Below are 26,175 nucleotides of genomic sequence, written 5' to 3'. Positions count from 1 at the left end.
GGTTACAATGGCGTATTTCCCGTCACGCAGAGTGAACCATGAAACGTGTAATCATAGCCGGAACGATCCTGTTGCTCGCCGGGTGCAGCATCAACCGTCAGGCAGAAGTCAGCAGTACGGATGCCCCTAACGGAATTGTGCGCCTCGACTATGGCCAGGCCTTGCTGCAAAACGCCTGGTCTGATGACTATGTTAATAACGGTACAGCAACCAAAGCCTGCCAACACATGGGCTACGCCTCTGCGTCAGCCTACGGGCAGCCAATTAAAACCTGCACCCTGATCAGCGGCTCACTCTGTCTGAACGAAAGTGTGACCATTCAGTATAAATGTCAGGGATATGCCGTTACCGCTTCCAGCCAGAATCCGTGGTATTAACCGCGACTGCCAGTCACGCTGGCAGTTTATTTAATAAGAACTAAAACAATTCTCATTAATAAATATAAATGGCGGCAATGCGTTTTATTCCCATTCGTATTTTTAATAAAGAAATATTTATTTTACTTTTTGCAAATAATTAAATAACAAATTATAGTGTCGCTCATCATGAACCAGAATTAATAAACCGGAGCTGCACCATGTTAAAAACTGAAATGATCGACAAGCTCAATGCGCAAATGAATCTTGAGCTGTTTTCTTCCCTGCTTTATCAGCAGATGAGCGCCTGGTGCAGCTATCACAGCTTTGAAGGGGCGGCCGCCTTCCTGCGTCGTCATGCCCAGGAAGAGATGACGCACATGCAGCGTCTGTTTGATTATCTGACTGATACCGGCAGCCTGCCGCGCATCGATAACGTGGCATCGCCTTTTGCCGAGTACGGCTCTCTTGATGAACTGTTTCGCGCCACCTATGAGCACGAACAGCTGATCACCCAGAAAATTAATGAACTGGCTCATGCCGCCATGACCAGCCAGGATTATCCAACCTTTAATTTCCTTCAGTGGTATGTGGCTGAACAGCACGAAGAAGAGAAGCTGTTTAAATCCGTGCTGGATAAATTATCTCTGGCAGGTAAATCCGGGGAAGGTCTGTACTTCATTGATAAAGAGCTGTCGACGCTCGATACCCAGAATTAACAGAAAAGCGGTGCTGAGGTTTCAGCACCGCTTTATTTAATGACGGCAAATTTTACTTTCGTGAGTGGAAAATCCGTCTGCTGCCGGAATGAATTTTCCGCGCGCCGCCAGAAACGCCACCAGCTCCGCGGCTGTCATCTCTGAAGCTGAACAGGTATGGAAACGCGCCGCTTCGCCAAAGCGGGCATGTATCGCCTCTACCAGACTCTCCTCCGTATAGCGCTCACCTGACTCAATCATCATATTCAGCACGTCGTGTCCGTGAATTGACATGGTTACCTCTCGTAAATAAAAAGCAGACTAAACGCTCCCTCCACGACACGCTTTGCGCTGGCGCAGGTTACGCCTTCCTTTTTGTAAATTAATCATTACACCCTATGTAACGGTGATTTGACGAGATGGGGCTTTTCCCTTACTCTGCGCCGCAGAATGAGTCGCGGTATGGAAGCGTTGTAGAGGAAAGCGTGAAGAACAGAACTCTGGGAAGTATTTTTATCGTCGCCGGAACGACCATTGGCGCAGGAATGTTGGCCATGCCGTTGGCGGCTGCGGGCGTCGGGTTTGGAGTCACCGTAGTGCTGCTGGGCGGTCTGTGGGCCCTGATGTGTTACACCGCGCTATTATTGCTTGAGGTTTATCAGCATGTCCCTGCCGATACCGGCTTAGGCTCCCTGGCTGCACGCTATCTTGGACGCTACGGGCAGTGGATCACCGGTTTCAGCATGATGTTCCTGATGTACGCCCTGACTGCCGCTTACATCAGCGGCGCCGGGGAGCTGATTGCGTCAAGTATCAATGACGGCTTCGGTGCGTCGCTTTCACCGGAAACAGGCGCCATTGTCTTTACGCTGATCGGTGGCGGCGTGGTTTGCGCGGGCACATCGCTGGTCGATCTGTTTAACCGTTTTTTGTTCAGCGCCAAAATTCTCTTCCTGGTTGTGATGCTGGTGCTGCTGGCACCGCATGTGCACAAGGTTAACCTGCTCTCTCTCCCGCTGGAGAAGGGTCTGGCGCTTTCGGCCATCCCGGTTATTTTCACCTCCTTTGGTTTTCACGGCAGCGTGCCGAGCATCGTGAGCTATATGAACGGTGATATTCGCAAGCTGCGCCGCGTCTTTGTTATCGGCAGCGCCATTCCGTTGGTTGCTTATTTGTTCTGGCAGCTGGTGACGCTGGGCAGTATTGATTCCAATACCTTTATCGGCCTGATGGCAGAGCATTCTGGTCTGAATGGATTCCTGGTTGCCCTGCGTAACGTGGTGGCCTCTTCACACGTGGAGCTGGCGGTACATCTGTTTGCAGACCTGGCGCTGGCAACGTCCTTCCTCGGCGTGGCGCTTGGCTTGTTTGACTATATGGCGGATCTGTTCCAGCGTCGCAATACCGTTGCGGGACGCTTACAGACGGGGGCGATGACCTTCCTGCCGCCGCTGGCCTTCGCGCTCTTTTACCCGCGCGGGTTTGTGATGGCGCTGGGGTATGCTGGCGTGGCGTTATCGATTCTGGCCCTGCTGTTGCCTTCCCTGCTGGCGTGGAAGAGCCGCAAGCAACATCCGCAGCAGGGGTATCGCGTAGCGGGCGGTACGCTAATGCTGTGCGTGGTGTTTGGTTGTGGGGTGGTGATTATTCTGGTGCAGGTGCTGATTGCAGCGGGAATGCTGCCGGAAGTGGGGTAAAAAAAGGGGCTATGAATAGCCCCTTTTTTCAGTGCAGGCAGCAGCTTTTAAACTTCTTCCCACTCCCGCACGGGCACGGATCGTTACGCCCCACCTTCGACCCGTTCACGATCGGCTTTTTCGCTTCCGGCTGCTGCGGGTTAGCCACCCAGTAGTTATACAAACGCAGCGCCGCAGGCTGAATGCTCTCGATGCTGGCCATGTACTCCTCTTCGGTCAGCGCATCCAGCTTCTCGCTATTCTCTTCCGTCCCGTGGAGGGCAATCACCGCCAGGTCCGCTTCCAGCGCTTCCGGCAGGGATGACCAGTCCGTCAGCGCCACGCCGCGCATGTAGCCATAGCACCACTCTTCCACCACGGTATAGCTCTGACCGTCAACGTCGTTATAGCCAAACAGCGGTTCAAACTGATCCGGGTATTCGCTCAAACGCTCGGCAATATCGTTCATGTGCTTAAAGCAGAGATCGATAAAACGGTTCATCTCACGATCGTTTTTCCAGCGCGGAATATATTTCTCACCACCCCAGACCGCCACCAGCCAGGTGTCGGGCTCCACCACAACGGGACCGGAAAGTACTGCGGTAAGCATGCCGTCCAGTTCGGACACGTCAATCACGGATGCATCGTCGTGACCGTAAGAGATTAATGTCTCTTCCAGCCACGTCATCTCGCTTTCATTTAATGGGCCTTCAGCCATTGCTGATACTCCTGATAAAAAAAACGATCCTGACATATATCGCCGCGCGTGCCTATCTGAAGTTTAGGTCTTTATTGCTGCAAAAACGTGCAAATCGTGACCGTTGCACAACTTATGGGCTTTGTTGTTAAGGAGATGTGATCTCCGCTGTAAATTCATCTCATCCCGCAAAGGCGCATAAAACGGCGCTCTATACTCAACGTGTTGTGACCCGGTCAAGGGATTAACCATTCTGGCAACCTTTTTGCTTAATGTTCTGCGCGCTTCGCGGTGCGTGGGATCCTCGCCGTATTAAGCATGAGATTGCTTCTAAAGTGCATTTTGTTCTCGCTCTTGTTTTTGGATTTACGATGCCATCAGGCGTTCGGGTTTCGACCTGGTGCAAAAACCTCTTTGCTAAGGAACATAATAATGTCGCTGAAATTTACCAAAACTCCCCTCTCCCTGGTGCTGGCCGGTTGTCTGGTGACGGCCTTTTCCGCGCAGGCCGATATCGTCATCGGCGTGGCCGGGCCGTTCACAGGCCCGAACGCAACCTACGGCGATCAATACTGGCATGGCGCTACGCAGGCGGCGGAAGACATTAACGCCGCCGGTGGGATCAACGGTGAGAAAATCAAACTGGTTCAGGGCGACGACGCCTGCGAGCCCAAACAGGCCGTCGCCGTTGCCAACCGCTTAGTTGATCAGGATAAGGTGAAAGCGGTCGTCGGCCACTTCTGCTCCTCGTCGACCATGCCCGCCTCCGAGGTCTATAGCGATGCCGGGATCCTCTCCATCACCCCCGGCTCAACGAACCCGCTTATTACCGAACGTGGCATGAGCGATATATTTCGCATGTGCGGACGTGACGACCAGCAGGGCCAGGTCGCCAGCGATTTCATTCTTGATAAGCTGAAAGCCAAACGGGTGGTCATCATCCACGATAAAGACACCTACGGTCAGGGGCTGGCGGACGCCACTAAAGCGGCGCTGGCGAAACGCGGCGTGAAGGAGGTGATGTACGAAGGGTTATCCCGCGGGGAGAAAGACTTCAACGCGCTGGTGACCAAAATTGGCGCACAAAAACCGGACGTGGTGTTCTTCGGGGGCTGTCACCCGGAAGCGGGCCCGCTGGTTCGCCAGATGCGTGAACAGGGCGTGCAGGCGAAGTTCTTCTCGGGAGACTGTATCGTCAATGAAGAGATGGTCACCGCTGCCGGTGGGGCGCAGTACACCAACGGTATTTACATGACCTTCGGTAAAGATCCGCGCCAGATCCCGGACGGAAAAGCCGTCATCGAGAAATTCCGCGCCGGTAAATTTGAACCCGAGGGATACACCCTCTACGCCTACGCGTCTGTGCAGGCTATCGCGGCGGCATTTAAGGCCACAAAAGGGACGGATTCCGCAAAAGCCAGCGAGTGGCTGAAGGCCAACCCTGTCGACACGGTGATGGGTAAAAAAGCCTGGGACAGCAAAGGTGACCTCAAAGTCTCTGACTACGTGGTCTACCAGTGGGATGACAAAGGCAAATATAAAGAAGTGCCATAACGGGACGGAATCTGCTCAGCGCCGGCAGGTCTGACTGTCGGCGTAACCCTTTATTCAGGTGCGCGACCATGAGTACATTCTTCCTGCAACAATTAATTAATGGCTTAACGCTGGGTTCGGTCTACGGTCTTATCGCCATCGGCTACACCATGGTGTACGGCATCATCGGCATGATCAATTTCGCCCACGGCGAAGTGTATATGATCTCCGCCTATCTCTCGGCCATTGGCCTGGCTCTGCTGGCGTTTTTTGGACTCCACTCCTTTCCGCTGCTGATCCTGGGGACGCTGGTTTTCACCATCGTGGTCACCGGGGTTTACGGCTGGACGATTGAGCGCATCGCCTATAAGCCGCTACGCAACTCGACGCGTCTGGCGCCGCTGATTTCGGCCATCGGGATGTCGTTGATACTGCAAAACTACGTCCAGCTCAGTCAGGGTCCGCGTCAGCAGGGCGTCCCGACCATGCTGGATGGCGTGCTGCGTTTTCACCTCGGCGAAGGGTTTGTCCAGATAACCTATACCAAAGTCTTTATTCTCATCGCCTCGTTCGCGGGCATGCTGGTGCTGACCTGGATTATCAACCGTACCCGCTTAGGACGCATGTGCCGTGCGGTGCAGCAGGATCGTAAGATGGCCTCCATTCTGGGTATCAACACCGACAGAATTATTTCGCTGGTGTTTGTTATCGGCGCAGCGATGGCCGGGCTGGCGGGCGTGCTGATCACCATGAATTACGGCACCTTTGATTTTTACGTCGGGTTCGTTATCGGCATCAAGGCCTTTACGGCGGCGGTGCTGGGCGGCATCGGCTCTCTGCCCGGCGCGATGCTTGGCGGGCTGATTCTGGGCGTCGCAGAGGCGCAATTCTCCGGGATGGTGAACTCGGATTATAAAGACGTGTTCTCGTTTGGATTGCTGGTCTTAATTCTGATCTTCCGTCCTCAGGGGCTGCTGGGCCGCCCTGTCGTGGCTAAAGTGTAAGGAACAACGCGATGACCTCTGACGGTTTTTCCCTGAAGCGCTGCATTCTGGACTCAATTTTTTCCGGAATGATCGCCCTGATTATTTTCGGCCCGATTGCGGGCGTGATACTGGATGGTTACAGCTTTACCTTTGACGGCCAGCGGCTGGCGTGGATTGTAGGCACGGTGATGGTGGGACGCTTTTTACTGAGCGCTTTTTCAGCTACGGCGACAGGAAGACGTTTACAGGCGCGGTTTGAATCCGACAATGCGGGCGTGTATGTCCGGCCACCGGCGTATAAAAGCCGCATGCGCTGGATCATTCCGCTGATTGTCACGCTGGCGATCTGCTTCCCGTTTGTGGCCACTAAATACGTTCTGACGGTTGCCATTCTCGGACTGATCTACGTCCTGCTCGGTCTTGGGCTGAACATTGTTGTTGGCCTGGCAGGGCTGCTGGATCTGGGTTATGTCGCCTTCTATGCCATCGGCGCTTACGGGCTGGCGCTCGGGTATCAGTATCTGGGGCTTGGGTTCTGGAGCATGCTGCCGCTGGCGGCGCTAATGGCCGCGGGCGCGGGCGCCCTGCTCGGCTTTCCGGTGCTGCGCATGCACGGGGATTATCTCGCCATCGTCACGCTTGGGTTTGGCGAGATCATCCGCCTGGTGCTGAACAACTGGCTCACCTTCACCGGCGGGCCTAACGGCGTTTCAGCACCTGCCCCGACCTTTTTTGGCCTGGAGTTTGGCCGACGCGCCAAAGAAGGCGGCGTCCCCTTCCACGAGTTCTTCGGCCTGACCTATAACCCCAACATGAAGTTTATTTTCATCTATGCGGTACTTTTCCTGGTGGTGATGCTGGTGCTGTACATTAAACACCGGCTGACCCGGATGCCCATTGGACGGGCGTGGGAAGCGCTCCGTGAGGATGAGATTGCCTGCCGTTCCATGGGGCTGAATCACGTTCTGGTCAAACTCTCGGCCTTCACCCTGGGCGCATCGACGGCAGGTATCGCCGGGGTGTTTTTTGCCACCTACCAGGGGTTTGTTAACCCGACCTCTTTCACCTTTTTTGAATCGGCCCTGATCCTCGCCATTGTGGTCCTGGGCGGGATGGGCTCCACCGTCGGCGTCGTACTGGCCGCCTTTGTGCTGACCGTCACGCCGGAACTGCTGCGCAGCTTTGCGGAATACCGGGTGCTGCTGTTTGGCATGCTGATGGTGGTGATGATGATCTGGCGCCCTCGCGGTCTGATCCGCATCAACCGCAGCGGATTTGCCGTGCGTAAAGGAGTGGCGCCATGAACGCAACGATTTTACGTGTAGAACATCTGATGATGCACTTCGGCGGGATCAAGGCCTTAAACGACGTCAATCTTGAGGTGCAGCGCGGCTCCATTACCGCACTCATTGGGCCTAACGGCGCGGGAAAAACGACCGTCTTTAACTGCCTCACCGGTTTCTACCGGGCCTCCGGCGGCAATATTCTGTTCAATGCACGAAATAAAACCACCAATGTCATTCAGGTGCTCGGCCAGAAATTTCAGCCGGGCGACTGGCTTAACCCGGCGCAGCTTGGTCAACGCCTGTTCTATAAGATGTTTGGCGGCACGCATCTGGTGAACCGCGCGGGTCTTGCGCGCACGTTTCAGAACATCCGCCTGTTCCGCGAGATGTCCGTTGTGGAAAACCTGCTGGTGGCACAGCACATGCGCGTCAACCGCAATCTGCTGGCGGGGGTGCTGAACACCCCTGCGTATCGTCGGGCAGAAAACGATGCGCTGGACCGGGCGTTTTACTGGCTGGAGGTGGTGGATCTGGTGGATTGCGCGAACCGTCTGGCCGGGGAAATGTCCTATGGCCAGCAACGACGCCTCGAAATCGCCCGCGCCATGTGTACCGGCCCGGAGATGATTTGTCTCGATGAACCTGCTGCCGGCCTGAACCCGGTGGAAACGCACAAGCTGAGTGAGATCATCCGGTTCCTGCGCGACCACCATGACATCACGGTTTTGCTGATCGAGCATGATATGGGGATGGTGATGGGCATTTCAGATGACATCATTGTGCTCGATCACGGCGATGTGATTGCCAGAGGTAAACCGGCTGAGATCCAGCACAACGAAAAGGTGATTGCCGCGTATCTGGGCACCGACGAAAGCGAGGTAAATCTGTGAGCGAACCGATGCTTCAGTTTCAGGATGTGGATGTTTTCTACGGGGTGATCCAGGCGTTGAAGCAGGTTTCGCTTGAGGTAAACAAAGGGGAAACCGTGGCCCTGATTGGCGCTAACGGCGCGGGGAAGTCAACATTACTGATGTCTGTCTTTGGTCAGCCCCGGATCCGCAACGGGCAGATCCTCTTCTGCGGCGAGGATATCAGCCAGAAATCCACCCACTATGTTGCCACCGGCGGCATCGCGCAGGCACCTGAGGGACGACGCATTTTCCCGGATATGTCTGTAGAAGAGAACCTGCTGATGGGGACAATCCCCGTCGGCAATCAGCATGCAGCGGAAGATATGCAAAGCATGTTCGACCTCTTCCCTCGCCTCAAGGAGCGACGTAACCAGCGGGCGATGACGCTTTCCGGCGGTGAACAGCAGATGCTGGCTATCGCCCGCGCGCTGATGAGCCGTCCTAAACTTCTGCTGCTGGATGAACCCAGCCTCGGCCTCGCGCCAATCGTGGTTAAACAGATCTTCCAGACGCTGCGCGAGCTGGCCCGTAACGGAATGACGATTTTTCTGGTCGAGCAGAATGCGCACCACGCGCTGAAGTTGTCCGACCGCGGCTATGTGATGGTTAATGGCCAGATTCGGTTAAGCGGCAGCGGCGAGGCGTTGCTGAAGGATCCGGAGGTGAGGAAGGCGTATCTGGGTGGCGTCTGAAGCCTGGGCTATAGTGAGAAAAACTCACAATGATTGCCATTATTAATCGTTTTTCTGATGCTACCGTATTCAAATATCATCCTCACGACCCGCCTTTGCGCGGGCCGAGAAACGTTCAGCCGCAAACTGAATAATAATGATAAGAGGATCCGGGGCAAACATGACACTTGATGCGTTATATCAGTTAATGAAAACTGTATTACCACCTGACAGCGATTCAGCCAATGATTTACAGGATTTTATGGCCATGCTTATGGCGACGAATCATCACTCAGAGGCTCTGTCACCGTTTTCGCAGCGCGTGTACATGCTGTCCGTTGCCCATCGCGACCCTAAGCAAGCGGCTGCGCTGATTTCAGCCTGTCATCCTGAAGCAGGAAAGCCCCTTCCTCTGCTCGACTTTTCCGGCTGGCCGCACGTGCGTTACGCCACGTCGGGTGAATTTCAGACGCCCGAGTCCGAGGCATATTTTCACAAGATTACTTCTGCCGCCACGATATTACGCGCGGCAATCATTGAGGCTGAGCAGCAAAAAAATACCCCTGCTTTTTATATTCTGGATAAGGTGCTCAGCCTGAACAGCGCTTTACCAGAACGCTATAAAAAGATGGCAAACATCTCTTACTCATAACGGTATTAATACACCCGGCTTTCATCGTATTCCAGATAAAGAATATCCAGAGCCGGAACGACCGGGGTATGGTTTTGCAGCCAGGCCAGAAGATGCTGAATGCTCTCTCTTTTGAGTGAATTTTTTGGCCAGACGAGGTAGTAGCCATCCCCGGTCGCGATAGCTTCCCTGAAAGGCAGGCCCAGCAGGCCACTTTTCAGGGCATCAAGCGTGAGATGCAGGTCGGCGATAGCGATGCCGTGCCCGTTCATCGCGGCGATACTCCCCTGTTCAAGGGTATCGAACACCATACCGCTGCTCATATCGAGCCCCGGGAACAATCCTGTTCTTCGCAGCCAGCGTCGCCAGTCCCGTCTGTCCGGTGAAGGATGTATCAGATCGCATTGCGGAAGCCGCTGCCGTGCCGGTTCGATAAGTGATGGGGTACAAACCGGGATAAGCCATTCATGAAAAAGCAGCTGGCTTTCCGTTGTGTCACCAAAACGGCCATTACCGAGAAGAATGGCGCAGTCGTAGGGCTCAAGATTGAAATCAACGGTGTCAATGTCCATCCAGACGCTGGCAATCTCAACCTGTGGTTTTGCATGGTTGTTGCGAAAAGATCGCAGCACGTCGAGAAGCCATCTCATAGTCAGGGTGCTGGGTGCTTTTAACCGCAGCAGGTGGTTTTCACTGCGAAATGCCCGGCAGGCCCATTCAATACTCGTGAAGCTTTCGTTCAGCTGTCCGGCAAGCACCCGCCCGGCTTCAGTGACCTCCACGCGGGGACCTTGCCTTTTGAAAAGCTCGCAGTCGAACCATAATTCAAGAGTACGAACATGTCTGCTGACCGCGCCCGGCGTAATATTGAGCGTTTCAGCGGCTTTACTGAAGGAGTTCAACCGCGCAGCAACTTCAAACGCACGCAGTGCATACAATGGCGGTAAAGACATAGCGTCCCTTAAATGAGGTGATGGCATGGGGGATCAGGATCGCAAACCTGCAAATATACACACTGCAAATCGCGCCCGCTACACGATAGCATAATGTGTATCTGTTTAATTCCGTTGAAAAGGATCGCTGTTTTATTACGTGGGAGTCAGAAATGAAGGTTGTTGATTAGCAGAATGTCAGGCACAAAAAAACCACCTTTCGGTGGTTTCACGACACTGCTTATTGCTTTGATTATTCTGCTTTTTCCCATGGTAGCCGGAGTGGGACTTGAACCCACACAGCGCGAACGCCGAGGGATTTTAAATCCCTTGTGTCTACCGATTCCACCATCCGGCCAGGGAAGAAAGTGGAGGCGCGTTCCGGAGTCGAACCGGACTAGACGGATTTGCAATCCGCTACATAACCGCTTTGCTAACGCGCCTTAAATCTGTTGTCTTTCGACCTGCACCCGCAAACTGCCGATGCACTAATCTGGAGCGGGAAACGAGACTCGAACTCGCGACCCCGACCTTGGCAAGGTCGTGCTCTACCAACTGAGCTATTCCCGCATGTCATCAAGTAACTATTTAACTACTTCCTAACCACTTGATTTCATTGTCGTCCGGCTAACTGTGCCGCCGTTCGATGCGTTGCATTCTACTGATATGACGTTATGAGTCAACGTTATTTTTTGCATCTCAGGATCGTTTGCTGAAAATTAAGCCGAAACGATCACTGTTCAAGCAAATCACCGCGCGCAGCGTTCAAATATTGCAGCATTGACCACAGCGTCAGCACCGCCGCAACCCACAGCAGACCAATGCCGGCCCACTCTACCCAGGCATTCGGACGCCACAGCATCCATACCAGCGCCGCCATCTGTGCAGTGGTTTTGACTTTACCGATCCAGGACACCGCCACGCTGCTGCGTTTACCCAGCTCCGCCATCCACTCGCGCAGGGCAGAGATAATAATCTCACGGCCAATCATGGTCGCGGCAGGCAGCGTCACCCACCATGTATGATAATGTTCCGCCACCAGCACCATCGCGATTGCTACCATCACCTTATCCGCAACCGGATCGAGGAACGCGCCAAAGCGGGTGCTCTGGTTCCAGCGACGCGCCAGATAACCGTCAAACCAGTCCGTCACGGCAGCAATCAGGAAAATAAGCGCACAGGCAAAAGGCGCCCAGACGACCGGCAGGTAAAATGCCAGGACGAAGAACGGAATGAGCACAACGCGAAAGAGAGTGAGCAACGTAGGGATATTAAATCGCATGATGACGGTAACTGTCTGTTGTCAGTAAAATTTAGCTCTATGTTGCTACAGAGCCCTCAATGTTTCAACGAGTAGTAGATCTTTTCTGCCAGCCCTTGCGAAATACCCGGCACTTTTGCAATTTCTTCCATACTGGCATTGAGTAATCCTTGCAATCCGCCCATATACTTCAACAGCATCTGGCGACGTTTTGGCCCGACGCCTTCAATCGTCTCAAGGGTACTGGTATTTTTCACTTTCGCCCGTTTTTTACGGTGCCCGCTGATGGCGTGATCGTGCGACTCATCGCGGATATGCTGGATCACGTGCAGCGCAGGGGAATCTGGCGGCAGGCTAAAGCCCTCGCCTTCCGGCTCAAAGAACAGTGTTTCCAGGCCAGCCTTACGATCTGCCCCTTTCGCTACCCCCAGTAGCAGCGGATGGTTCTTATCCCACTCCACGTCGAGCGATTCGAATACCGCCTTCGCCTGCCCCAACTGCCCTTTCCCGCCGTCGATAAGGATAACGTCCGGGATTTTGCTCTCTTCAATCGCTTTACCATAGCGACGGCGCAGCACCTGGTTCATGGCGGCATAATCGTCACCAGGCGTAATGCCGGTGATGTTATAGCGACGATACTCTGCCCGCAGCGGACCATTGGCATCAAAGACCACACACGACGCCACGGTCTGCTCACCCATCGTATGGCTGATGTCGAAGCATTCCATGCGTTTCACTTCCGGCAGCTTGAGCAGCGTAGCAAGCGCGGTTAAACGCTGGCTGACGGTCGACTGCTGGGAAAGTTTAGTGGTCAGCGCCGTGGCGGCATTGGTTCGCGCCAGCTTCAGATAACGCGCGCGATCGCCGCGCGGTTTCGTCTGAACATTCACCCGGCGGCCTGCCAGCTCTGAAAGCGATTCCGCCAGCAGGGTTTTATCATCGAGCGTGAAGTCGAGCAGGATCTCCGAGGGCAGCGTACGCATCTGGCTGCCCTGCAAATAAAACTGACCGACGAAGGTCTCCACCACTTCACCCAGCTCAGTGCCGCCCGGCACTTTCGGGAAGTAGCTGCGGCTGCCGAGCACTTTGCCCTGACGAATAAAAAGCACATGAACGCAGGCCAGACCGGCGTCAAAGGCTACGCCGATAACATCGAGGTCGTCGCCCGTATTGGAAACAAACTGCTTCTCGGTCACCCTGCGCACCGCCTGAATCTGGTCGCGGATGCGTGCGGCCTCCTCAAACTCCAGCCCAGCGCTGGCTTTTTCCATACGAGCAATCAGTTGCGTCAGCACCTGATCGTCTTTCCCGGCTAAAAACAGGCGGACATATTCCACCTGCTGCGCGTACTCTTCTTCGCTCACCAGCCCTTCAACGCACGGCCCCAGGCAGCGGCCAATCTGATATTGCAGGCATGGCCGGGAGCGGTTGCGATAAACACTGTTTTCGCACTGGCGAACGGGAAAGATTTTTTGCAAAAGCGCCAGCGTTTCCCGCACGGCATAACCGTTCGGGAACGGGCCGAAATATTCACCTTTTGCATGCTTAGCGCCACGATGCATCGCCAGCCGCGGGTGCGTGTCGCCGCTCAGGAAGATAAACGGATAGGACTTGTCATCGCGCAGCAGAACGTTGTAGCGCGGCTGATACAACTTAATGTAGTTGTGCTCAAGGAGCAGCGCTTCCGTTTCCGTATGCGTTACGGTGACATCAATGTTGTGTATAAGTGCGACCAGCGCTTCGGTTTTACGGGAGGCAAGGTTGCTGCGGAAATAGCTGGAAAGGCGTTTCTTCAGATCTTTCGCCTTACCGACATAGATAACCGTACCGCCAGCATCGTACATACGGTAGACGCCTGGCTGGCTGGTGACGGTTTTCAGAAATGCTTTTGAATCGAACGCTTCACTCACTGACTTATTAACGACTCCGCATTGCACAAACCATGGCGAATGGCCAGATGAGTCAGTTCGACATCACCGTGAATGTTCAGTTTACTGAACATTCGATAGCGATAGCTGTTGACCGTTTTCGGGCTGAGATTCAGCTGCTCTGAAATCTCATTCACCTTCTGACCTTTAGTGATCATCAGCATAATCTGCAATTCGCGCTCAGACAAACTGGCAAACGGAGATTCCGTTTTTTCCGGTTCAATCTGACTCAGGGCCATCTGTTGAGCAATATCAGAAGCGATGTAGCGCTGACCGGCGTAGACGGTGCGGATCGCATTGACAACTTCCTGCGGCGCGGCGCCTTTACTGAGATACCCGGCAGCACCCGCCTGCATAACCCTGGCAGGCAGCGGATTTTCGGTATGGACGGTCAGCATGATAACTTTGGTATCAACGAACATGCGCGCGATTTTGCGCGTGGCTTCAAGCCCGCCAATACCGGGCATGTTCATATCCATCAGCACCACGTCTGCGGAGTTGGCGCGACACCATTTGACGGCATCTTCGCCACAGCACGCCTCGCCGGCAACTTTAATACCCTTTATATCTTCAAGAATGCGTCGTATCCCTGCGCGCACCAGTTCGTGGTCATCAACAAGAAGGACGTTGATCAAAGGAAATGTCTCCAGAATAGGGATAACGCTACTGACTGCTAATTGGGTTTATATTAACGGTTTTCCATGCAAGATTAAAACGCTAAAAAATCGTCTATACGATTCTGGTCTCGTTTTTGGAAATTAGGCTGTACAGCAAGTGGAAAGAAAACCCTTGCCCACTGGGCTTTTACCGCTATTTTTTAGCATCGACATTCAAAAAGTTACTAAAACAGTTGTTAACTCTGACGAAAAAGAGCGCGCGATTTTTTGTAACAACAATTAACGAATGACGAACCGGGGATAAACATTTAATTGCCGCTAACATATTGGACTGAGTACCTTCATAATCCGCGCCGACCAATAATCACGGCGCGACAAGTATAAAAAACAACCACTGCATTTTTTGCCGTAGCTTGTGGTATACTCCGCCGCCTTAACTTTCATCGTCGCGCTCATGCGCTGTTTTATAATGAGGAAAATAAATGAGCACACCTGAATTTGCCACTGCCGAGAATAACCAGGAACTGGCACAGGAAGTAAACTGCCTGAAGTCGCTGCTGACGCTTATGCTACAGGCGATGGGCCAGGCTGATGCTGGTCGTGTGATCATTAAAATGGAAAAACAGATCGCGCAGATGGAAGACCAGGCGGAATCCGCTGTTTTTGCCAATACGGTTAAGCAAATTAAACAAGCCTACCGCCAGTAACAAAAACGGCTGGATGCAAAGCATTCAGCCGTTTTCTCGTCTGACACGCAGAACGTGATATCAGTCAGATAAGCCCCGTCGCCGCGGCATAACACGCTATCTGGATCTTATTCGGTGCGTTGAATTTCTTCTGCATATTCTTTTGATGGAAATTGACGGTATTTTCCGAGATGGAGAGAATGATGGCGATTTCTGCCGACGTCTTCCCTTCTGCGGTCCACTTCAGAATTTCCCGCTCACGCTTGCTGAATTTCATTTCAGGCGGCATCACCGTCTCATGTTCAAAGCGCAGCAGCGTAGTGAGCGCCATCTGGACCAGCATTTGTAAACGCAGCTCAACTTCTTCACTCGATATCGAGTGTGCCTGTAAGCTGGTACATGACACGGAAAGGAATCCGAGCGCATGATTTGGCATCATCAGACACTGCGTTATTCCCTTGCGTAAACCGTGGTCCCGCGCGCCGTCCCATAATTGCTGGGCATCCGTGAATAATTCATCCGTCCAGGGCAAATGTCCCTGAATGAAATTCTCCGGCTTCAGCACCGGGTCAATGGCGAAATAATTCTCGGACTGATATTGCGCCATCCATTGTTGCGGATAACTGGAATGGACGGAGGTTCGCGGGCGGGTAAATGGCACAGGGTGTCGAACACAAAGCGCATAATAATCGAATTCAAGCGCCTGCGTTTGTCGCTGAAGTTCCTGATATACCTCTTCGGCACAGGTCATTTCCTGAAACCGGAGGAAGCATTCCCGTCGCCAGGTGAAAAAGTCTATATCCCTCATACTTACTGAATGAAGCCTCTGATAAAGATAATCATTATTATGGTGAATATAACCTAACACATAAAGCATGATTATTTATATAAAATATCGGCCACAGGGAGATTATCTTTAATTTGGCGATGGCTTATCCACATCAGGCGGAATAAAAAAGCAACAGAACGGAGTTTAAGGGAGGATAATTTGCTCCAGAAGCGGCATCTGGAGCAAATTGAACGCGAAAATGCTACTGCATTAAGAATTTTTCAAGGAACTGGCGGGTACGGGGCTGCTGCGGATTGGCAAACAGCGCTTTAGCCGGCCCCTGCTCAACTATTCTCCCCTGATCCATAAAAATAGCCCGATCGGCAACGTCGCGGGCGAAGCTCATCTCATGCGTCACAATCACCATCGTGCGTTTCTCCTGCGCCAGCTGTCGGATCGTGTTCAGTACTTCCCCGACCAGCTCAGGATCGAGCGCGGATGTAGGTTCGTCAAACAGGATCACATCCGGGCGCATCGCCAGCGCGCGCGCAATGGCGACACGCTGCTGCTGCCCGCCAGATAAGCGACGCGGATAGCTCGTCTCCTTCCCTGCCAGGCCAACCTTCGCCAGCAGCTCGCGGGCGCGGGCCGTCGCGTCTTCCTTAGGCTCACCCTTGACGATGACCGGCCCTTCAATAATGTTTTCCAGCACCGTGCGGTGCGGAAAGAGATTAAAGCTCTGGAACACGAAGCCGACATGCTGGCGCAGGCGGCGAATCAGCCCTTTTTGCTGGCTGATGGGTTTCCCGGTATCAATGGTGATATCACCCACGCGGATCGTCCCGCCTTCGGGCTGCTCCAGTAAATTGATGCTGCGCAGCAGCGTGGTTTTGCCTGATCCGCTCGGGCCGATAATGGCCACCACTTCGCCCTGCTCAACTTCAAGGTCAATGCCATGCAGCACCGTTTGCCCGTGGAATTTTTTCACCAGGTTTTTGACGTCAATTGCACTCATTTTGGATCACGCTCCTGGCGGTTAAGCTGGTTTTCAAAATAGTTTTGCAGAGCGGACAGCACCGTCGCCATCACCCAGTAAATCAGAGAGGCCGCCAGATACATGGTAAACACTTCCAGCGTGCGCGAGGTGATCAGCTGCGCCTGACGGAACAGCTCCGGCACCTGAATGGTCGCCGCAAGGGAGGTGTCTTTCACGAGGCTGATAAAGCTGTTGCTCAGCGGCGGCAGCGCCACGCGCGCCGCCTGGGGCAGGATCGCCCGGCGCAGCGTCTGCCACGGGGTCATCCCGATACTGGCCGCCGCTTCCCACTGCCCTTTATCAATGGACGAGATCGCCGCACGCAGCGTTTCAGAGGTGTACGCCGCCGTATTCAGCGACAGGCCAATCATCGCCGCCGGGATCGGGTCCAGCTCAATACCAAACTGTGGCAGACCGTAGTAAATCATAAACAGCTGGGCGATAAGCGGCGTTCCGCGGAACACGGAGATGTAAAACCGCGCCAGCCAACGCACCGGCCAGATGTTCGACATGCGCATCAGTGCCAGCACAAACCCGAGCACCAGCCCGAAGAACATCCCGCCGATACTGAGCTGTAAAGTAAACACCGCGCCCTTAAGCAAGAACGGCAGCGAATCAATAACCAGTTGAATACTTTCTTGCATTATTATTTTTCTACCTGATTTTTAGACATGAGGATGATAGGCAAACAGCGCAGGCGCTCCGCCAGTATGAACAAACAAAATGGGTCCTTCATCCTTAAAGCGCTTGCGGGCGATGCCGTCGATCAGGCCCGCCATTGCCTTACCGGTATAGACCGGGTCGAGCAGAATACCTTCGAGACGGGCCAGCAGCTTAACGGCCTCCATCCCTTCATCATTGGGGGTGCCATAGCCCGGCGCGAAATAGTCATCCCACAGCAGTATCTCCGCCTTCGCCTGAAGCGCAAGCTGTTCAGCCACCGCCTGTTGCAGGGTGACGACTTTCGGCTTCTGGTCCGCAACGCTTCTGGAAACGGTCACGCCAATCAGCTCGACGTCTGGCATCAGCTGCTCAAGCCCGACCGCTAAACCGGCATGGGTTCCCGCACTGCCGGACGCCACCACCACCGAGGATAAACTCACCGCGCCTTCGCACTGCTGAGCGATTTCCAGCGCGCTCTCAACATAGCCGAGGGCACCCAGCGCATTCGAGCCGCCAACCGGGATCACGTATGGACGAAAACCCTGCGCTTCCAGCCGCGCCGCCAGCTCGTCGAGCTGTGCAGCCGGGTCGGTCAACGCGTCGACCATTTCAACCTGCACGTTGAACAGATCCAGCAGCAAACGGTTACCGTTAGTCAGGTAATTCTCTGCCTGCGTCCCGATCGGATTCTCCAGCAGGGCTACGCAGTGGAGTCCCAGCTTCGCCGCCACTGCCGCCGTCTGGCGAACGTGGTTAGACTGAATTGCCCCGGCGGTGATCAGCGTGTCCGCCCCTTCGCGCAGGGCATCGGCGGCGAGAAACTCCAGCTTGCGCAGCTTATTCCCGCCCATCGCCATGGGCGTCACATCGTCACGCTTAATGAAAATATCGCGCCCCAGATAGTCAGAAAATCGCGGCAGATACTCCAGCGGCGTGGGTGCGCCGATAAATTCCAGACGGGGAAAGCGCGTTAAATTCTGTAGTGACATGGTTCCTCCGGTCACGCAAACAATTGTTATTTCATTATGCACGCAGACGCGCGAGAAATAAAAAAGGCGCTTTTAAAAGCGCCTTTTTTTGTCAGTCAAAGACTTATTTCGTCACGTCAGCGCCGAACCACTTCTCAGAAAGCGCCTTCAGGCTGCCGTCTTTCTGCATCTCAGCAATGGCGCCGTCGATGGCGTTCAGCAGATCCTCGTTACCTTTACGCACCGCCACGCCAGCCTCCTGACGGGAGAACGCATCGCCCGCAACAGCCAGGGTATTGTTGGTTTTCTTCACCAGATCCAGCGCCGCCAGGCGGTCAACCAGAATGGCGTCAATACGGCCTACGCGCAGATCCTGGTATTTCGTCGGGTCATCATCGTAGGTACGGATGTCCACGCCCTGCACGTTCTGGCGCAGCCACTCTTCGTAGTTGGTGCCCAGACCGACGCCGACTTTCTTATCTTTCAGATCCGCTGCGGACTTGATGCTGCCTTCGTTACCTTTCTTCACCAGCGCCTGAATACCGGACACGGTGTACGGCGTGGAGAAGTCATACTTCTTCTTACGCTCGTCAGAAATGGTTACCTGGTTAATCACCACGTCAATACGTTTGGAGTCCAGTGACGCCAGCATCCCGTCCCATTTGGTGGGTTTCAGGGAGGCTTTAACGCCGAGGTGTTTTGCCAGCTCCTGCGCAAACTCCACTTCAAAACCGGTCAGTTTACCGTCGTCGCCCTGGAAGCTGAACGGAGGATAGGTTCCTTCCAGCCCAACCAGCAGCGTGCCGCGCTCTTTGACTTTGTTAAGCAGATTCTCTGCCGCGAACGTTTTCACGCTCATCCCCGCGACCAGCGCAACGGCCATCATCCCCATCAGCGCCTGACGACCCAGAAGTGCTAATTTCATAAGTACTCCGATACAGTGGAATTTTTGAGTAGTGTAGAGAAATCGCCTGCAACGTCAAAGGCGGCTGCGCTACATCTTATTCTTTTTTAATATATATCAGAAGTTGTTCCGGCGCGGACTTTCTGCTTTATGACGCCCGGCATCTGGACTTTATATTGCGCGTACTTTCGCAGCGCGATGCGGTAATTGTTGGTACTGGTGGCGGGCAGCCAGGGCTCCAGATTTTCATCCAGGTATCCGGTTGTCAGCAGATCGCGGGAGATATTTTGCATGGTCAAATGCTGACCCAGGCGGCGCAGGCGAACCACGTATTCACGCACGGTGCCGTGACTCATCTCCGTTTGTTCAAACAGGAATTGCTTGAAGCCGATAATATCGAAGAAGTCGCTTTGCTCTTTGCAATGGAGATCGCCACAGAAACGGCAAAGCGCTACCCACTCTTTTTGCTCTTCAAGCCAGGCGGCTTCATCCATCAGCGTGTCGAGGCGGGAAATCGCAATCTTATTCACGATTTCACCGCGACGAACCAGCGTGATGCGGTCGAGTAATTTTTTACAGTGGGCGCAATGCGTCTGGCTGTGTTTAAAGTCTTTCAGGTAGCGGCTTAAAGGCCGTCTTTTAGATTGCTGCACCGTCATGATAACTCCTGGTTGTCAATACGTTGTGCGGCATTTCCAAGGCGAATGACTCACCTATAACTTACCCAGTTTTGTGCGCAGGCGTTTAATGGCCTGGCTGTGCAGCTGGCTCACCCGTGACTCGCCCACCTCCAGCACGGCGCCAATCTCTTTGAGATTGAGCTCTTCCTGGTAATAGAGGGTTAACACCAGTTGCTCACGTTCCGGTAAAGCTTCAATCGCTTCCATCACGCGCTGGCGTAAATTCCCTTCCAGTAAATGGTGTAACGGGTTTTCTTGCTGGTGTTCATCGGTCACCAGCTCGATGCTATCGCCATGCTCTTCGCGCCACTCATCATAAGAGAAGAGTTGGCTGTTATTGGTATCGAGCAACATCTGGCGATACTCTTCAACAGGAATGCCCAGACGCTCCGCCACTTCGGTTTCCGTCGCGTTGCGCCCCAGCTCCTGTTCCAGCTGCCCCATCGCATGCGCCACTTCGCGCGCGTTGCGGCGAACGCTGCGCGGCACCCAGTCGCGGCTGCGCAGCTCGTCCAGCATCGCACCACGAATACGCTGCACTGCGTAAGTCGTAAATGCCGTTCCTTGCAGAGCGTCGTACCGGTCAACTGCATTCAATAACCCGATACCGCCCGCCTGTAGCAGATCGTCCAGTTCCACGCTCGCCGGCAAACGCACCTGGAGGCGCAATGCTTCGTGACGCACCAGCGGAACATAACGCTGCCACAGCGAGTGTTTATCCATTACACCTTCAGCGGTATAGAGTGAATTCACGATAAACAGCCCTGCGTTAGTTGAGTTATCGGCATGATTATCCGATTCTGGAGGGGTTTTAATCGGGTGAATAGTGGGTGAAATGAGGGGTTATTTGGGGGGTTACGCGTGAATGCGGACAGAAAAAACCCCGCCGAAGCGGGGTTTGAGCTTAAACAGGCGATTAGCCTTGCAGCAGAGACAGAACCTGCTGAGGAACCTGGTTAGCTTTGGACAGCACGGAGTTACCGGCCTGCTGAACGATCTGCGCTTTAGACATGTTGGACACTTCGGTCGCATAGTCGGCGTCCTGAATACGGGACTGCGCTTCAGACAGGTTGGTGGTGGTGTTGTTCAGGTTGGTTACGGCAGAGCTCAGACGGTTCTGAACCGCACCCAGTGAAGAACGGAATTTGTCTACGGACGCGATAGCTTCGTCCAGTTTAGCCAGTGGATCAGTAGTAGAACCAGAAGTCATGCTGCTCAGACTCAGGTTCTTAGTATCAATCTTAAAGGCAGCTTTTGTAGGATCTGTCAGATCTGCTGATTCAGGATCAATTGCAACATAAAAATCTTGTTGTGCACCACTGGCGATGTCAAAACCATTAGCTTTTAAGTTATTACTTTCAGCTGCGGTAGTTGCTTTAATCGTTACCTTGGCAAACAGATTTCCGTTGTCATCTGCAAAAACGTCATCAGCAAATGCTGCGCCGCCAGCTCCTAAGCCTAATCGAGTTGACAGGTCGTTTGCAGCACCTTTCTCAGCAACAGTTGCATCTGCAACTTGTGTAGTTGCACCGTAATATTTAGTAAAATCGGTTACAGCAGTAGCAGTACCTGTTTTGCCAAACTCACCAGCAGCGCTAACTGGACCAGTAACGTTAAAGGTATTCAGACCCAGGGTAGTAGAGTCGATTTTTTTCAGGTCGATATCGATAGTTTCGCCATCGTTCGCGCCAACCTGGATGGACATTTTACCGTCTTTAGCCAGTACGTTCACGCCGTTGAACTGAGTCTGACCGGATACGCGGTCGATTTCAGACAGACGGGATTTGATTTCGTCCTGAATTGAAGACAGGTCAGAAGCGGAGTTAGTACCGGTAGAAGCCTGAACGGTCAGCTCACGAACACGCTGCAAGTTGTTGTTGATTTCAGACAGCGCGCCTTCAGTGGTCTGAGCAACAGAGATACCGTCGTTAGCGTTACGTGCAGCCTGAGTCAGGCCTTTGATGTTAGAGGTGAAGCGGTTAGCAATCGCCTGGCCCGCAGCGTCATCTTTCGCGCTGTTGATACGCAGACCAGAAGACAGACGCTCGATAGAAGAAGACAGAGCGGACTGGTTCTTGTTGATGTTGTTCTGAGTGATCAGCGAGAGGCTGTTGGTATTAATGTACTGTGCCATGATTTCGATTCCTGTTGTTCATCAAATCTGTTTGGTTAGATTTGGGTTTCCACCCTTCGGCTTCATCGCCGTCAAAGGTGTTATCGTCTGGTCCAAAACAACCTTTAGATTTTTTTTCAGGATCGCGTTAATTTTTTTAGCCACGGAAAAGCTCTTCTCTATTACCGTTATTCCCGCCATTAAAAAAAAGAAATTAACCGTAAACTTTCCCCCATTAAGGCCGATAACCCCACTATTCGTTCTACGTGTCGATAGATTAAGGAATAAATATGGCAAGTATTTCATCATTGGGGATTGGATCGGGTCTTAAGTTAGCAGACATTCTGGATAGTCTGACCACGGCCGAAAAAGCACAGCTGACGCCAATTTCCAAACAACAGACATCGTATACCGCCAAGCTGAGCGCTTACGGCACGTTGAAAAGTTCACTGGAAGCGTTTCAGACCGCCAACACCGCGCTGAATAAAGCCGACCTGTTTACGGCGACCAGCACGTCGAGCAGCACCACGGCATTCAGCGCCACCACCACCGGCAGCGCAATTGCCGGTAAATACACCATCAGCGTGTCGCAGCTGGCGCAGGCGCAAACCCTGACGACCAAAAACGCGCAGCCGGATACCAAAACGGCCATTGCCACGGCTGACAGCAAGATCACCTTTACCGCCGGTAACGGTAAAGATCCGGTGACCGTCGATATCAGCGCGGCAAACTCTTCGCTGACCGGCATTCGCGATGCGATTAACAAAGCTGACGCCGGCGTGACCGCCAGTATTATTAACGTCGGTAATGGTCAGTATCGTCTGTCCATCACCTCCACCGAAACCGGGGCGGACAACGCGGTCAGCATCAGCGTGAGCGGCGACAGCGCCCTGCAATCCTTTATGGGTTACAACGGCACCAGCACCGACGCCAGCAACGGCATGACGGAAAGCGTCACCGCGCAGAACGCGAAGCTGAAGGTGAATAACGTCGATATCGAAAACAGCAGCAACACCATCAGCGATGCGCTGGAAGATATCACCCTGAACCTGAACGACGTCACTACCGGTAACCAGACGCTGACGATCGCTAAAGATACGTCGAAAGCGGAAACGGCGATGAAAGCCTGGGTGGATGCCTACAACACCCTTCAGGACAGCTTTGCATCATTAACCAAATATACGGCGGTTGATGCGGGTACAGATGCGCAGGATTCCAGCAACGGCGCCCTGCTCGGAGACAGTACGCTGCGTACTATCCAGACGCAGCTGAAAACCATGCTGAGCAACACCGTCGGCGGAACCGCCTATAAAACGCTTTCTCAGGTCGGCATTACTTCAGATCCAAGCACGGGCAAGCTGGAACTGGACAGCGACAAGCTAAAAAAAGCGCTGGCGGAGAACCCGGCAGCCGTGAAAGATTTGGTTGTGGGTGACGGTAAAACCACCGGGATCACCACCACCATGGCCACCCATCTGACTGACTGGCTTTCCAGTAAAGGCATTATCCAGGCGGCCAAAGATGGCGTCAGCAAAACGCTGAACAAGCTGACGGATCAATATAACTCAGTTAGCGAACGTATTGACGCAAGAGTGGCGCAGTACAAAGCCCAGTTTACCCAGCTGGACGTACTGATGACCTCGCTGAACAACACCAGCAGCTACCTGACGCAGCAGTTCGAAAATACGTCCAGCAACAAGTAGTAAACGCTAATCAGACCCGAGGGGGATAACATGTACGGCGCAAAAGGCACGCAAGCCTACGCAAAAATAGAAGTTGAAAGCGCGGTGATGAGCGCCAGCCAGCAGCAACTGGTTATCATGCTATTTGATGGAGCCCTCAGCGCGCTGGTACGCGCGCGTCTGTTCCTGGCAGACGGTAATATCCCGGCAAAAGGGCTGGCGCTCTCAAAAGCCATCAACATTATCGAAAACGGGCTGAAGGTTGGCCTGGTGGAAAATAACGGTGATGAGCTTACGCAAAACCTGATTGCCCTTTATGCCTATATGGTACGTCGCCTCCTGCACGCCAACGTGAATAACGACGCCAGCGCCATCGAAGAGGTGGAAAACCTGCTGCGCAATATCGCTGACGGGTGGAAGGAGGTTGCCGGTACGCCACAACTGATGCAGGACGCCGTCTAATGAGTAACGCACCGCAACTTTATGCCCTTTATCAGCAACTCCTTGAGCAGAGCCAGTTGATGTTGCGACTGGCCCGGCAGGGACTATGGGATGATCTGATCATCTGTGAAACCGACTATGTTAATGCGGTGCACTCACTGGCTCGTCTCACTCAGGAAAGTGAACCTTCGACGCAGATTCAGGAGCAGCTTCGCCCGACGCTGCGGGTGATCCTGGACAACGAAGGCCAGGTAAAAACGTTGCTGCAAGCCAGAATGGATGAGCTGGCGAAGCTGGTCGGGCAATCTTCCATCCAGAAAACCGTTCTCTCCACCTACGGTAACCAGGGCGGTCATGTCCTGGTTCCGCAAAGTAATAGCGATATCAATTAGCCATTTAACTGGCGGGCAAACGTTAACCGTTTCGTTCGCCAGGCATTTCTGCCAAACCTGCTCCATACTTGAGTTTCGCGACCTCATGGAGATGGTGCATGCGCAACCCAACACTTTTACAATGTTTTCACTGGTACTACCCCACCGGCGGTGAACTGTGGCGAGAAGTCACGGCATTAGCCCCCAACCTGAACGAAATCGGCATCAATATGGTCTGGTTACCGCCAGCATATAAAGGGGCATCCGGCGGCTATTCCGTTGGGTATGACTCTTATGACCTTTTCGACCTCGGTGAGTTTGACCAGAAAGGCAGCGTCGCCACCAAATACGGCGATAAAGCCCAGCTGCTGGAGGCCATCAATGCCTTAAAAAGCAACCAGATTGCGGTGCTTCTGGACGTGGTGGTCAACCACAAAATGGGGGCCGATGAAAAGGAACCCGTCCGCGTGCAGCGCGTGGATGCTCAGGATCGCACCCAAATCAGCGATGAGATCATCGAATGTGAAGCCTGGACGCGCTACACCTTCCCCGTTCGGGCCGGGCAGTATTCGCAGTTCATCTGGGATTACAAATGCTTCAGCGGTATCGACCACATTGAAAACCCCAATGAGGACGGTATCTTCAAAATCGTGAACGACTACACCGGCGAAGGCTGGAACGATCAGGTCGACGACGAGATGGGCAATTTCGATTATCTGATGGGTGAAAATATTGATTTTCGCAACCACGCGGTGACGGAGGAGATCAAATACTGGGCGCGCTGGGTGATGGAGCAAACCCACTGCGACGGCTTCCGCCTGGACGCGGTAAAACACATCCCGGCCTGGTTCTACAAAGAGTGGATTGAGCACGTCCAGGAGGTGGCCCCGCAGCCGCTGTTTATCGTGGCGGAATACTGGTCTCACGAAGTGGATAAATTGCAGCACTACATCAATCAGGTGGACGGTAAAACCATGCTGTTTGATGCGCCGCTGCAAATGAAATTTCACGAAGCGTCACGCCAGGGACGCGACTACGATATGAGCCAGATTTTCACCGGTACGCTGGTGGAAGCCGATCCGTTCCATGCCGTGACGCTGGTTGCCAACCACGACACCCAACCCTTGCAGGCGCTGGAAGCCCCGGTTGAAGCCTGGTTCAAACCGCTGGCCTACGCGCTCATCCTGCTGCGTGAAAACGGCGTGCCGAGCGTGTTCTACCCGGATCTTTTTGGCGCAAGCTATGACGACACCGGCGGGGATGGCGAGACGTATCACATCGATATGCCGGTGATTGAACAGCTCCACGAGCTGATCCTCGCCCGGCAGCGTTTTGCCCACGGCGTGCAGACGCTGTTTTTCGATCATCCAAACTGTATTGCGTTCAGCCGCAGCGGGACTGAGGAACACCCGGGCTGTGTTGTGGTGCTGTCGAATGGCGATGACGGCGAGAAGACGATCTGCCTCGGAGAGAATTACGGCAACAAGACCTGGCGTGATTTTTTAGGCAACCGCGAGGAAACCGTGACCACGGCGGCGGATGGCGAAGGAACGTTCTTCTGTAACGGGGGCAGCGTCAGCGTCTGGGTGATTGAGGACGCGCTGTAGTGCTGGGAAAGTGCGGCCTGATGACCTCACCCCGACCCTCTCCCACCGGGAGAGGGAGCAAACCCTAAAAAC

28 protein-coding genes and 3 tRNA genes are annotated in these 26,175 nt (G+C 53.7%); 14 read left to right on the top strand and 17 right to left on the bottom strand.

Annotated features, from left to right (window positions below):
* Positions 1–38 precede the first annotated feature (38 nt).
* Positions 39–377 (top strand): YecR family lipoprotein, encoded by a 339-nt coding sequence (yecR, locus tag RHN82_RS18855; RefSeq protein WP_047053586.1) that lies wholly within the window; start codon positions 39–41, stop codon positions 375–377.
* 200 nt (positions 378–577) lie between these two features.
* The gene (gene ftnA / locus RHN82_RS18850; protein ID WP_003859676.1) at positions 578–1,075 is read left to right on the top strand and encodes a non-heme ferritin; all 498 of its coding nucleotides are present in this window, start codon (positions 578–580) and stop codon (positions 1,073–1,075) included.
* Between the two features lie 36 nt (positions 1,076–1,111).
* Here the strand turns inward: ftnA and RHN82_RS18845 are convergent, their stop codons facing one another.
* Positions 1,112–1,348: a YecH family metal-binding protein gene (locus RHN82_RS18845; RefSeq protein WP_003859673.1), complete on the bottom strand. Its 237-nt coding sequence runs from the start codon at positions 1,346–1,348 to the stop codon at positions 1,112–1,114.
* Between the two features lie 191 nt (positions 1,349–1,539).
* Here RHN82_RS18845 and tyrP point away from each other — a divergent pair, with 191 nt between their 5' ends.
* The gene (tyrP, locus tag RHN82_RS18840) at positions 1,540–2,751 is read left to right on the top strand and encodes a tyrosine transporter TyrP (RefSeq protein ID WP_047053610.1); all 1,212 of its coding nucleotides are present in this window, start codon (positions 1,540–1,542) and stop codon (positions 2,749–2,751) included.
* 28 nt (positions 2,752–2,779) lie between these two features.
* Here tyrP and RHN82_RS18835 read toward each other — a convergent pair whose 3' ends face one another.
* Complete coding sequence (locus tag RHN82_RS18835) at positions 2,780–3,448, bottom strand: YecA family protein (protein ID WP_047053585.1); 669 nt, start codon at positions 3,446–3,448, stop codon at positions 2,780–2,782.
* Positions 3,449–3,859: 411 nt separating this feature from the next.
* Between RHN82_RS18835 and RHN82_RS18830 the strand changes: the two genes are divergently transcribed.
* From RHN82_RS18830 to RHN82_RS18805, 6 genes are all read left to right on the top strand, one after another.
* The gene (locus RHN82_RS18830; protein ID WP_017693225.1) at positions 3,860–4,981 is read left to right on the top strand and encodes a branched-chain amino acid ABC transporter substrate-binding protein; all 1,122 of its coding nucleotides are present in this window, start codon (positions 3,860–3,862) and stop codon (positions 4,979–4,981) included.
* Between the two features lie 68 nt (positions 4,982–5,049).
* On the top strand, positions 5,050–5,964 hold the full coding sequence (locus RHN82_RS18825; RefSeq protein ID WP_003859667.1) for an ABC transporter permease subunit: 915 nt from the start codon (positions 5,050–5,052) through the stop codon (positions 5,962–5,964).
* Positions 5,965–5,975: 11 nt separating this feature from the next.
* Positions 5,976–7,250 carry a high-affinity branched-chain amino acid ABC transporter permease LivM gene (gene livM, locus RHN82_RS18820; protein WP_047053584.1) on the top strand — a complete coding sequence of 425 codons (1,275 nt, stop codon included), beginning with the start codon at positions 5,976–5,978 and terminating at the stop codon, positions 7,248–7,250.
* Positions 7,247–8,122 carry an ATP-binding cassette domain-containing protein gene (locus tag RHN82_RS18815; RefSeq protein ID WP_003859662.1) on the top strand — a complete coding sequence of 292 codons (876 nt, stop codon included), beginning with the start codon at positions 7,247–7,249 and terminating at the stop codon, positions 8,120–8,122. Before livM ends, RHN82_RS18815 begins: the two co-directional genes overlap by 4 nt.
* Positions 8,119–8,835: an ABC transporter ATP-binding protein gene (locus RHN82_RS18810; RefSeq protein WP_045348815.1), complete on the top strand. Its 717-nt coding sequence runs from the start codon at positions 8,119–8,121 to the stop codon at positions 8,833–8,835. Before RHN82_RS18815 ends, RHN82_RS18810 begins: the two co-directional genes overlap by 4 nt.
* Before the next feature lie 160 nt (positions 8,836–8,995).
* Complete coding sequence (locus RHN82_RS18805; protein WP_047053581.1) at positions 8,996–9,466, top strand: hypothetical protein; 471 nt, start codon at positions 8,996–8,998, stop codon at positions 9,464–9,466.
* 5 nt (positions 9,467–9,471) lie between these two features.
* Here RHN82_RS18805 and RHN82_RS18800 read toward each other — a convergent pair whose 3' ends face one another.
* The 7 genes from RHN82_RS18800 to uvrY all read right to left on the bottom strand — a co-directional run bounded on the left by RHN82_RS18800 (position 9,472) and on the right by uvrY (position 14,201).
* Positions 9,472–10,398, bottom strand: a complete 927-nt coding sequence (locus RHN82_RS18800; RefSeq protein WP_047053579.1) for a LysR substrate-binding domain-containing protein — start codon at positions 10,396–10,398, stop codon at positions 9,472–9,474.
* Positions 10,399–10,648: 250 nt separating this feature from the next.
* Positions 10,649–10,735 (bottom strand) — tRNA-Leu (locus tag RHN82_RS18795).
* An 11-nt stretch (positions 10,736–10,746) separates the two neighbouring features.
* Positions 10,747–10,820 (bottom strand) — tRNA-Cys (locus RHN82_RS18790).
* A 51-nt stretch (positions 10,821–10,871) separates the two neighbouring features.
* A tRNA-Gly gene (locus RHN82_RS18785) sits at positions 10,872–10,947 on the bottom strand.
* Positions 10,948–11,110: 163 nt separating this feature from the next.
* Positions 11,111–11,659, bottom strand: coding sequence for a CDP-diacylglycerol--glycerol-3-phosphate 3-phosphatidyltransferase (pgsA, locus tag RHN82_RS18780; RefSeq protein ID WP_003859652.1), 549 nt, complete (start codon positions 11,657–11,659; stop codon positions 11,111–11,113).
* Between the two features lie 56 nt (positions 11,660–11,715).
* Complete coding sequence (gene uvrC / locus RHN82_RS18775) at positions 11,716–13,548, bottom strand: excinuclease ABC subunit UvrC (protein ID WP_047053578.1); 1,833 nt, start codon at positions 13,546–13,548, stop codon at positions 11,716–11,718.
* Positions 13,545–14,201: a UvrY/SirA/GacA family response regulator transcription factor gene (gene uvrY / locus RHN82_RS18770; protein ID WP_003859647.1), complete on the bottom strand. Its 657-nt coding sequence runs from the start codon at positions 14,199–14,201 to the stop codon at positions 13,545–13,547. The genes uvrC and uvrY overlap by 4 nt, the downstream gene beginning before the upstream one ends.
* A 464-nt stretch (positions 14,202–14,665) precedes the next feature.
* Here uvrY and RHN82_RS18765 point away from each other — a divergent pair, with 464 nt between their 5' ends.
* Complete coding sequence (locus RHN82_RS18765) at positions 14,666–14,890, top strand: DUF2594 family protein (protein ID WP_003859644.1); 225 nt, start codon at positions 14,666–14,668, stop codon at positions 14,888–14,890.
* Positions 14,891–14,954: 64 nt separating this feature from the next.
* Here the strand turns inward: RHN82_RS18765 and sdiA are convergent, their stop codons facing one another.
* The 8 genes from sdiA to RHN82_RS18725 form a co-directional block, all read right to left on the bottom strand.
* On the bottom strand, positions 14,955–15,677 hold the full coding sequence (gene sdiA / locus RHN82_RS18760) for a transcriptional regulator SdiA (protein WP_017384479.1): 723 nt from the start codon (positions 15,675–15,677) through the stop codon (positions 14,955–14,957).
* A 223-nt stretch (positions 15,678–15,900) separates the two neighbouring features.
* Positions 15,901–16,653 (bottom strand): L-cystine ABC transporter ATP-binding protein TcyN, encoded by a 753-nt coding sequence (gene tcyN / locus RHN82_RS18755; RefSeq protein WP_023306513.1) that lies wholly within the window; start codon positions 16,651–16,653, stop codon positions 15,901–15,903.
* A complete protein-coding gene (gene tcyL / locus RHN82_RS18750) occupies positions 16,650–17,318 on the bottom strand; it encodes a cystine ABC transporter permease (protein WP_003859632.1) in 669 nt (222 codons plus the stop codon). Before tcyL ends, tcyN begins: the two co-directional genes overlap by 4 nt.
* A 21-nt stretch (positions 17,319–17,339) precedes the next feature.
* Positions 17,340–18,326 (bottom strand): D-cysteine desulfhydrase, encoded by a 987-nt coding sequence (gene dcyD, locus RHN82_RS18745; protein ID WP_047053576.1) that lies wholly within the window; start codon positions 18,324–18,326, stop codon positions 17,340–17,342.
* 103 nt (positions 18,327–18,429) lie between these two features.
* Complete coding sequence (tcyJ, locus tag RHN82_RS18740; protein WP_047053574.1) at positions 18,430–19,230, bottom strand: cystine ABC transporter substrate-binding protein; 801 nt, start codon at positions 19,228–19,230, stop codon at positions 18,430–18,432.
* An 86-nt stretch (positions 19,231–19,316) separates the two neighbouring features.
* Positions 19,317–19,868 carry a flagella biosynthesis regulatory protein FliZ gene (fliZ, locus tag RHN82_RS18735; protein WP_015570235.1) on the bottom strand — a complete coding sequence of 184 codons (552 nt, stop codon included), beginning with the start codon at positions 19,866–19,868 and terminating at the stop codon, positions 19,317–19,319.
* A gap of 54 nt (positions 19,869–19,922) precedes the next feature.
* On the bottom strand, positions 19,923–20,642 hold the full coding sequence (locus RHN82_RS18730) for an RNA polymerase sigma factor FliA (protein ID WP_003859623.1): 720 nt from the start codon (positions 20,640–20,642) through the stop codon (positions 19,923–19,925).
* Positions 20,643–20,805: 163 nt separating this feature from the next.
* Positions 20,806–22,023: a FliC/FljB family flagellin gene (locus RHN82_RS18725; protein WP_047053571.1), complete on the bottom strand. Its 1,218-nt coding sequence runs from the start codon at positions 22,021–22,023 to the stop codon at positions 20,806–20,808.
* Between the two features lie 269 nt (positions 22,024–22,292).
* Between RHN82_RS18725 and fliD the strand changes: the two genes are divergently transcribed.
* The 4 genes from fliD (at position 22,293) to amyA (ending at position 26,103) form a co-directional block, all read left to right on the top strand.
* Entirely contained in the window at positions 22,293–23,705 is a 1,413-nt protein-coding gene (gene fliD / locus RHN82_RS18720) for a flagellar filament capping protein FliD (protein ID WP_047053570.1), read from the top strand.
* A 30-nt stretch (positions 23,706–23,735) separates the two neighbouring features.
* Positions 23,736–24,146, top strand: coding sequence for a flagellar export chaperone FliS (gene fliS / locus RHN82_RS18715; RefSeq protein ID WP_003859616.1), 411 nt, complete (start codon positions 23,736–23,738; stop codon positions 24,144–24,146).
* Positions 24,146–24,517 carry a flagella biosynthesis regulatory protein FliT gene (gene fliT / locus RHN82_RS18710; RefSeq protein WP_003859615.1) on the top strand — a complete coding sequence of 124 codons (372 nt, stop codon included), beginning with the start codon at positions 24,146–24,148 and terminating at the stop codon, positions 24,515–24,517. Before fliS ends, fliT begins: the two co-directional genes overlap by 1 nt.
* Before the next feature lie 98 nt (positions 24,518–24,615).
* Complete coding sequence (amyA, locus tag RHN82_RS18705) at positions 24,616–26,103, top strand: alpha-amylase (protein WP_003859614.1); 1,488 nt, start codon at positions 24,616–24,618, stop codon at positions 26,101–26,103.
* Positions 26,104–26,175: the final 72 nt, after the last annotated feature.

Source organism: Enterobacter cloacae complex sp. EB5, from assembly GCF_031432835.1.
Classification (GTDB): Bacteria; Pseudomonadota; Gammaproteobacteria; order Enterobacterales; family Enterobacteriaceae; genus Enterobacter; species Enterobacter hormaechei_C.
This window is presented reverse-complemented; position numbering and strand designations above follow the sequence as displayed.

Excerpts from the sequence above, each read along its gene's own strand:
- RHN82_RS18845 (WP_003859673.1), bottom strand. The coding sequence starts at position 1,348 with ATGTCAATTCACGGACACGACGTGCTGAATATGATGATTGAGTCAGGT.
- dcyD (WP_047053576.1), bottom strand. The coding sequence starts at position 18,326 with ATGTCACTACAGAATTTAACGCGCTTTCCCCGTCTGGAATTTATCGGC.
- fliS (WP_003859616.1), top strand. The coding sequence starts at position 23,736 with ATGTACGGCGCAAAAGGCACGCAAGCCTACGCAAAAATAGAAGTTGAA.
- RHN82_RS18830 (WP_017693225.1), top strand. The coding sequence starts at position 3,860 with ATGTCGCTGAAATTTACCAAAACTCCCCTCTCCCTGGTGCTGGCCGGT.
- tcyN (WP_023306513.1), bottom strand. The coding sequence starts at position 16,653 with ATGAGTGCAATTGACGTCAAAAACCTGGTGAAAAAATTCCACGGGCAA.
- RHN82_RS18800 (WP_047053579.1), bottom strand. The coding sequence starts at position 10,398 with ATGTCTTTACCGCCATTGTATGCACTGCGTGCGTTTGAAGTTGCTGCG.
- RHN82_RS18815 (WP_003859662.1), top strand. The coding sequence starts at position 7,247 with ATGAACGCAACGATTTTACGTGTAGAACATCTGATGATGCACTTCGGC.
- RHN82_RS18765 (WP_003859644.1), top strand. The coding sequence starts at position 14,666 with ATGAGCACACCTGAATTTGCCACTGCCGAGAATAACCAGGAACTGGCA.
- fliZ (WP_015570235.1), bottom strand. The coding sequence starts at position 19,868 with ATGACGGTGCAGCAATCTAAAAGACGGCCTTTAAGCCGCTACCTGAAA.
- sdiA (WP_017384479.1), bottom strand. The coding sequence starts at position 15,677 with ATGAGGGATATAGACTTTTTCACCTGGCGACGGGAATGCTTCCTCCGG.
- fliT (WP_003859615.1), top strand. The coding sequence starts at position 24,146 with ATGAGTAACGCACCGCAACTTTATGCCCTTTATCAGCAACTCCTTGAG.
- livM (WP_047053584.1), top strand. The coding sequence starts at position 5,976 with ATGACCTCTGACGGTTTTTCCCTGAAGCGCTGCATTCTGGACTCAATT.
- RHN82_RS18725 (WP_047053571.1), bottom strand. The coding sequence starts at position 22,023 with ATGGCACAGTACATTAATACCAACAGCCTCTCGCTGATCACTCAGAAC.
- RHN82_RS18835 (WP_047053585.1), bottom strand. The coding sequence starts at position 3,448 with ATGGCTGAAGGCCCATTAAATGAAAGCGAGATGACGTGGCTGGAAGAG.
- ftnA (WP_003859676.1), top strand. The coding sequence starts at position 578 with ATGTTAAAAACTGAAATGATCGACAAGCTCAATGCGCAAATGAATCTT.
- tcyJ (WP_047053574.1), bottom strand. The coding sequence starts at position 19,230 with ATGAAATTAGCACTTCTGGGTCGTCAGGCGCTGATGGGGATGATGGCC.
- RHN82_RS18805 (WP_047053581.1), top strand. The coding sequence starts at position 8,996 with ATGACACTTGATGCGTTATATCAGTTAATGAAAACTGTATTACCACCT.
- pgsA (WP_003859652.1), bottom strand. The coding sequence starts at position 11,659 with ATGCGATTTAATATCCCTACGTTGCTCACTCTCTTTCGCGTTGTGCTC.
- fliD (WP_047053570.1), top strand. The coding sequence starts at position 22,293 with ATGGCAAGTATTTCATCATTGGGGATTGGATCGGGTCTTAAGTTAGCA.
- yecR (WP_047053586.1), top strand. The coding sequence starts at position 39 with ATGAAACGTGTAATCATAGCCGGAACGATCCTGTTGCTCGCCGGGTGC.
- amyA (WP_003859614.1), top strand. The coding sequence starts at position 24,616 with ATGCGCAACCCAACACTTTTACAATGTTTTCACTGGTACTACCCCACC.
- tcyL (WP_003859632.1), bottom strand. The coding sequence starts at position 17,318 with ATGCAAGAAAGTATTCAACTGGTTATTGATTCGCTGCCGTTCTTGCTT.
- RHN82_RS18825 (WP_003859667.1), top strand. The coding sequence starts at position 5,050 with ATGAGTACATTCTTCCTGCAACAATTAATTAATGGCTTAACGCTGGGT.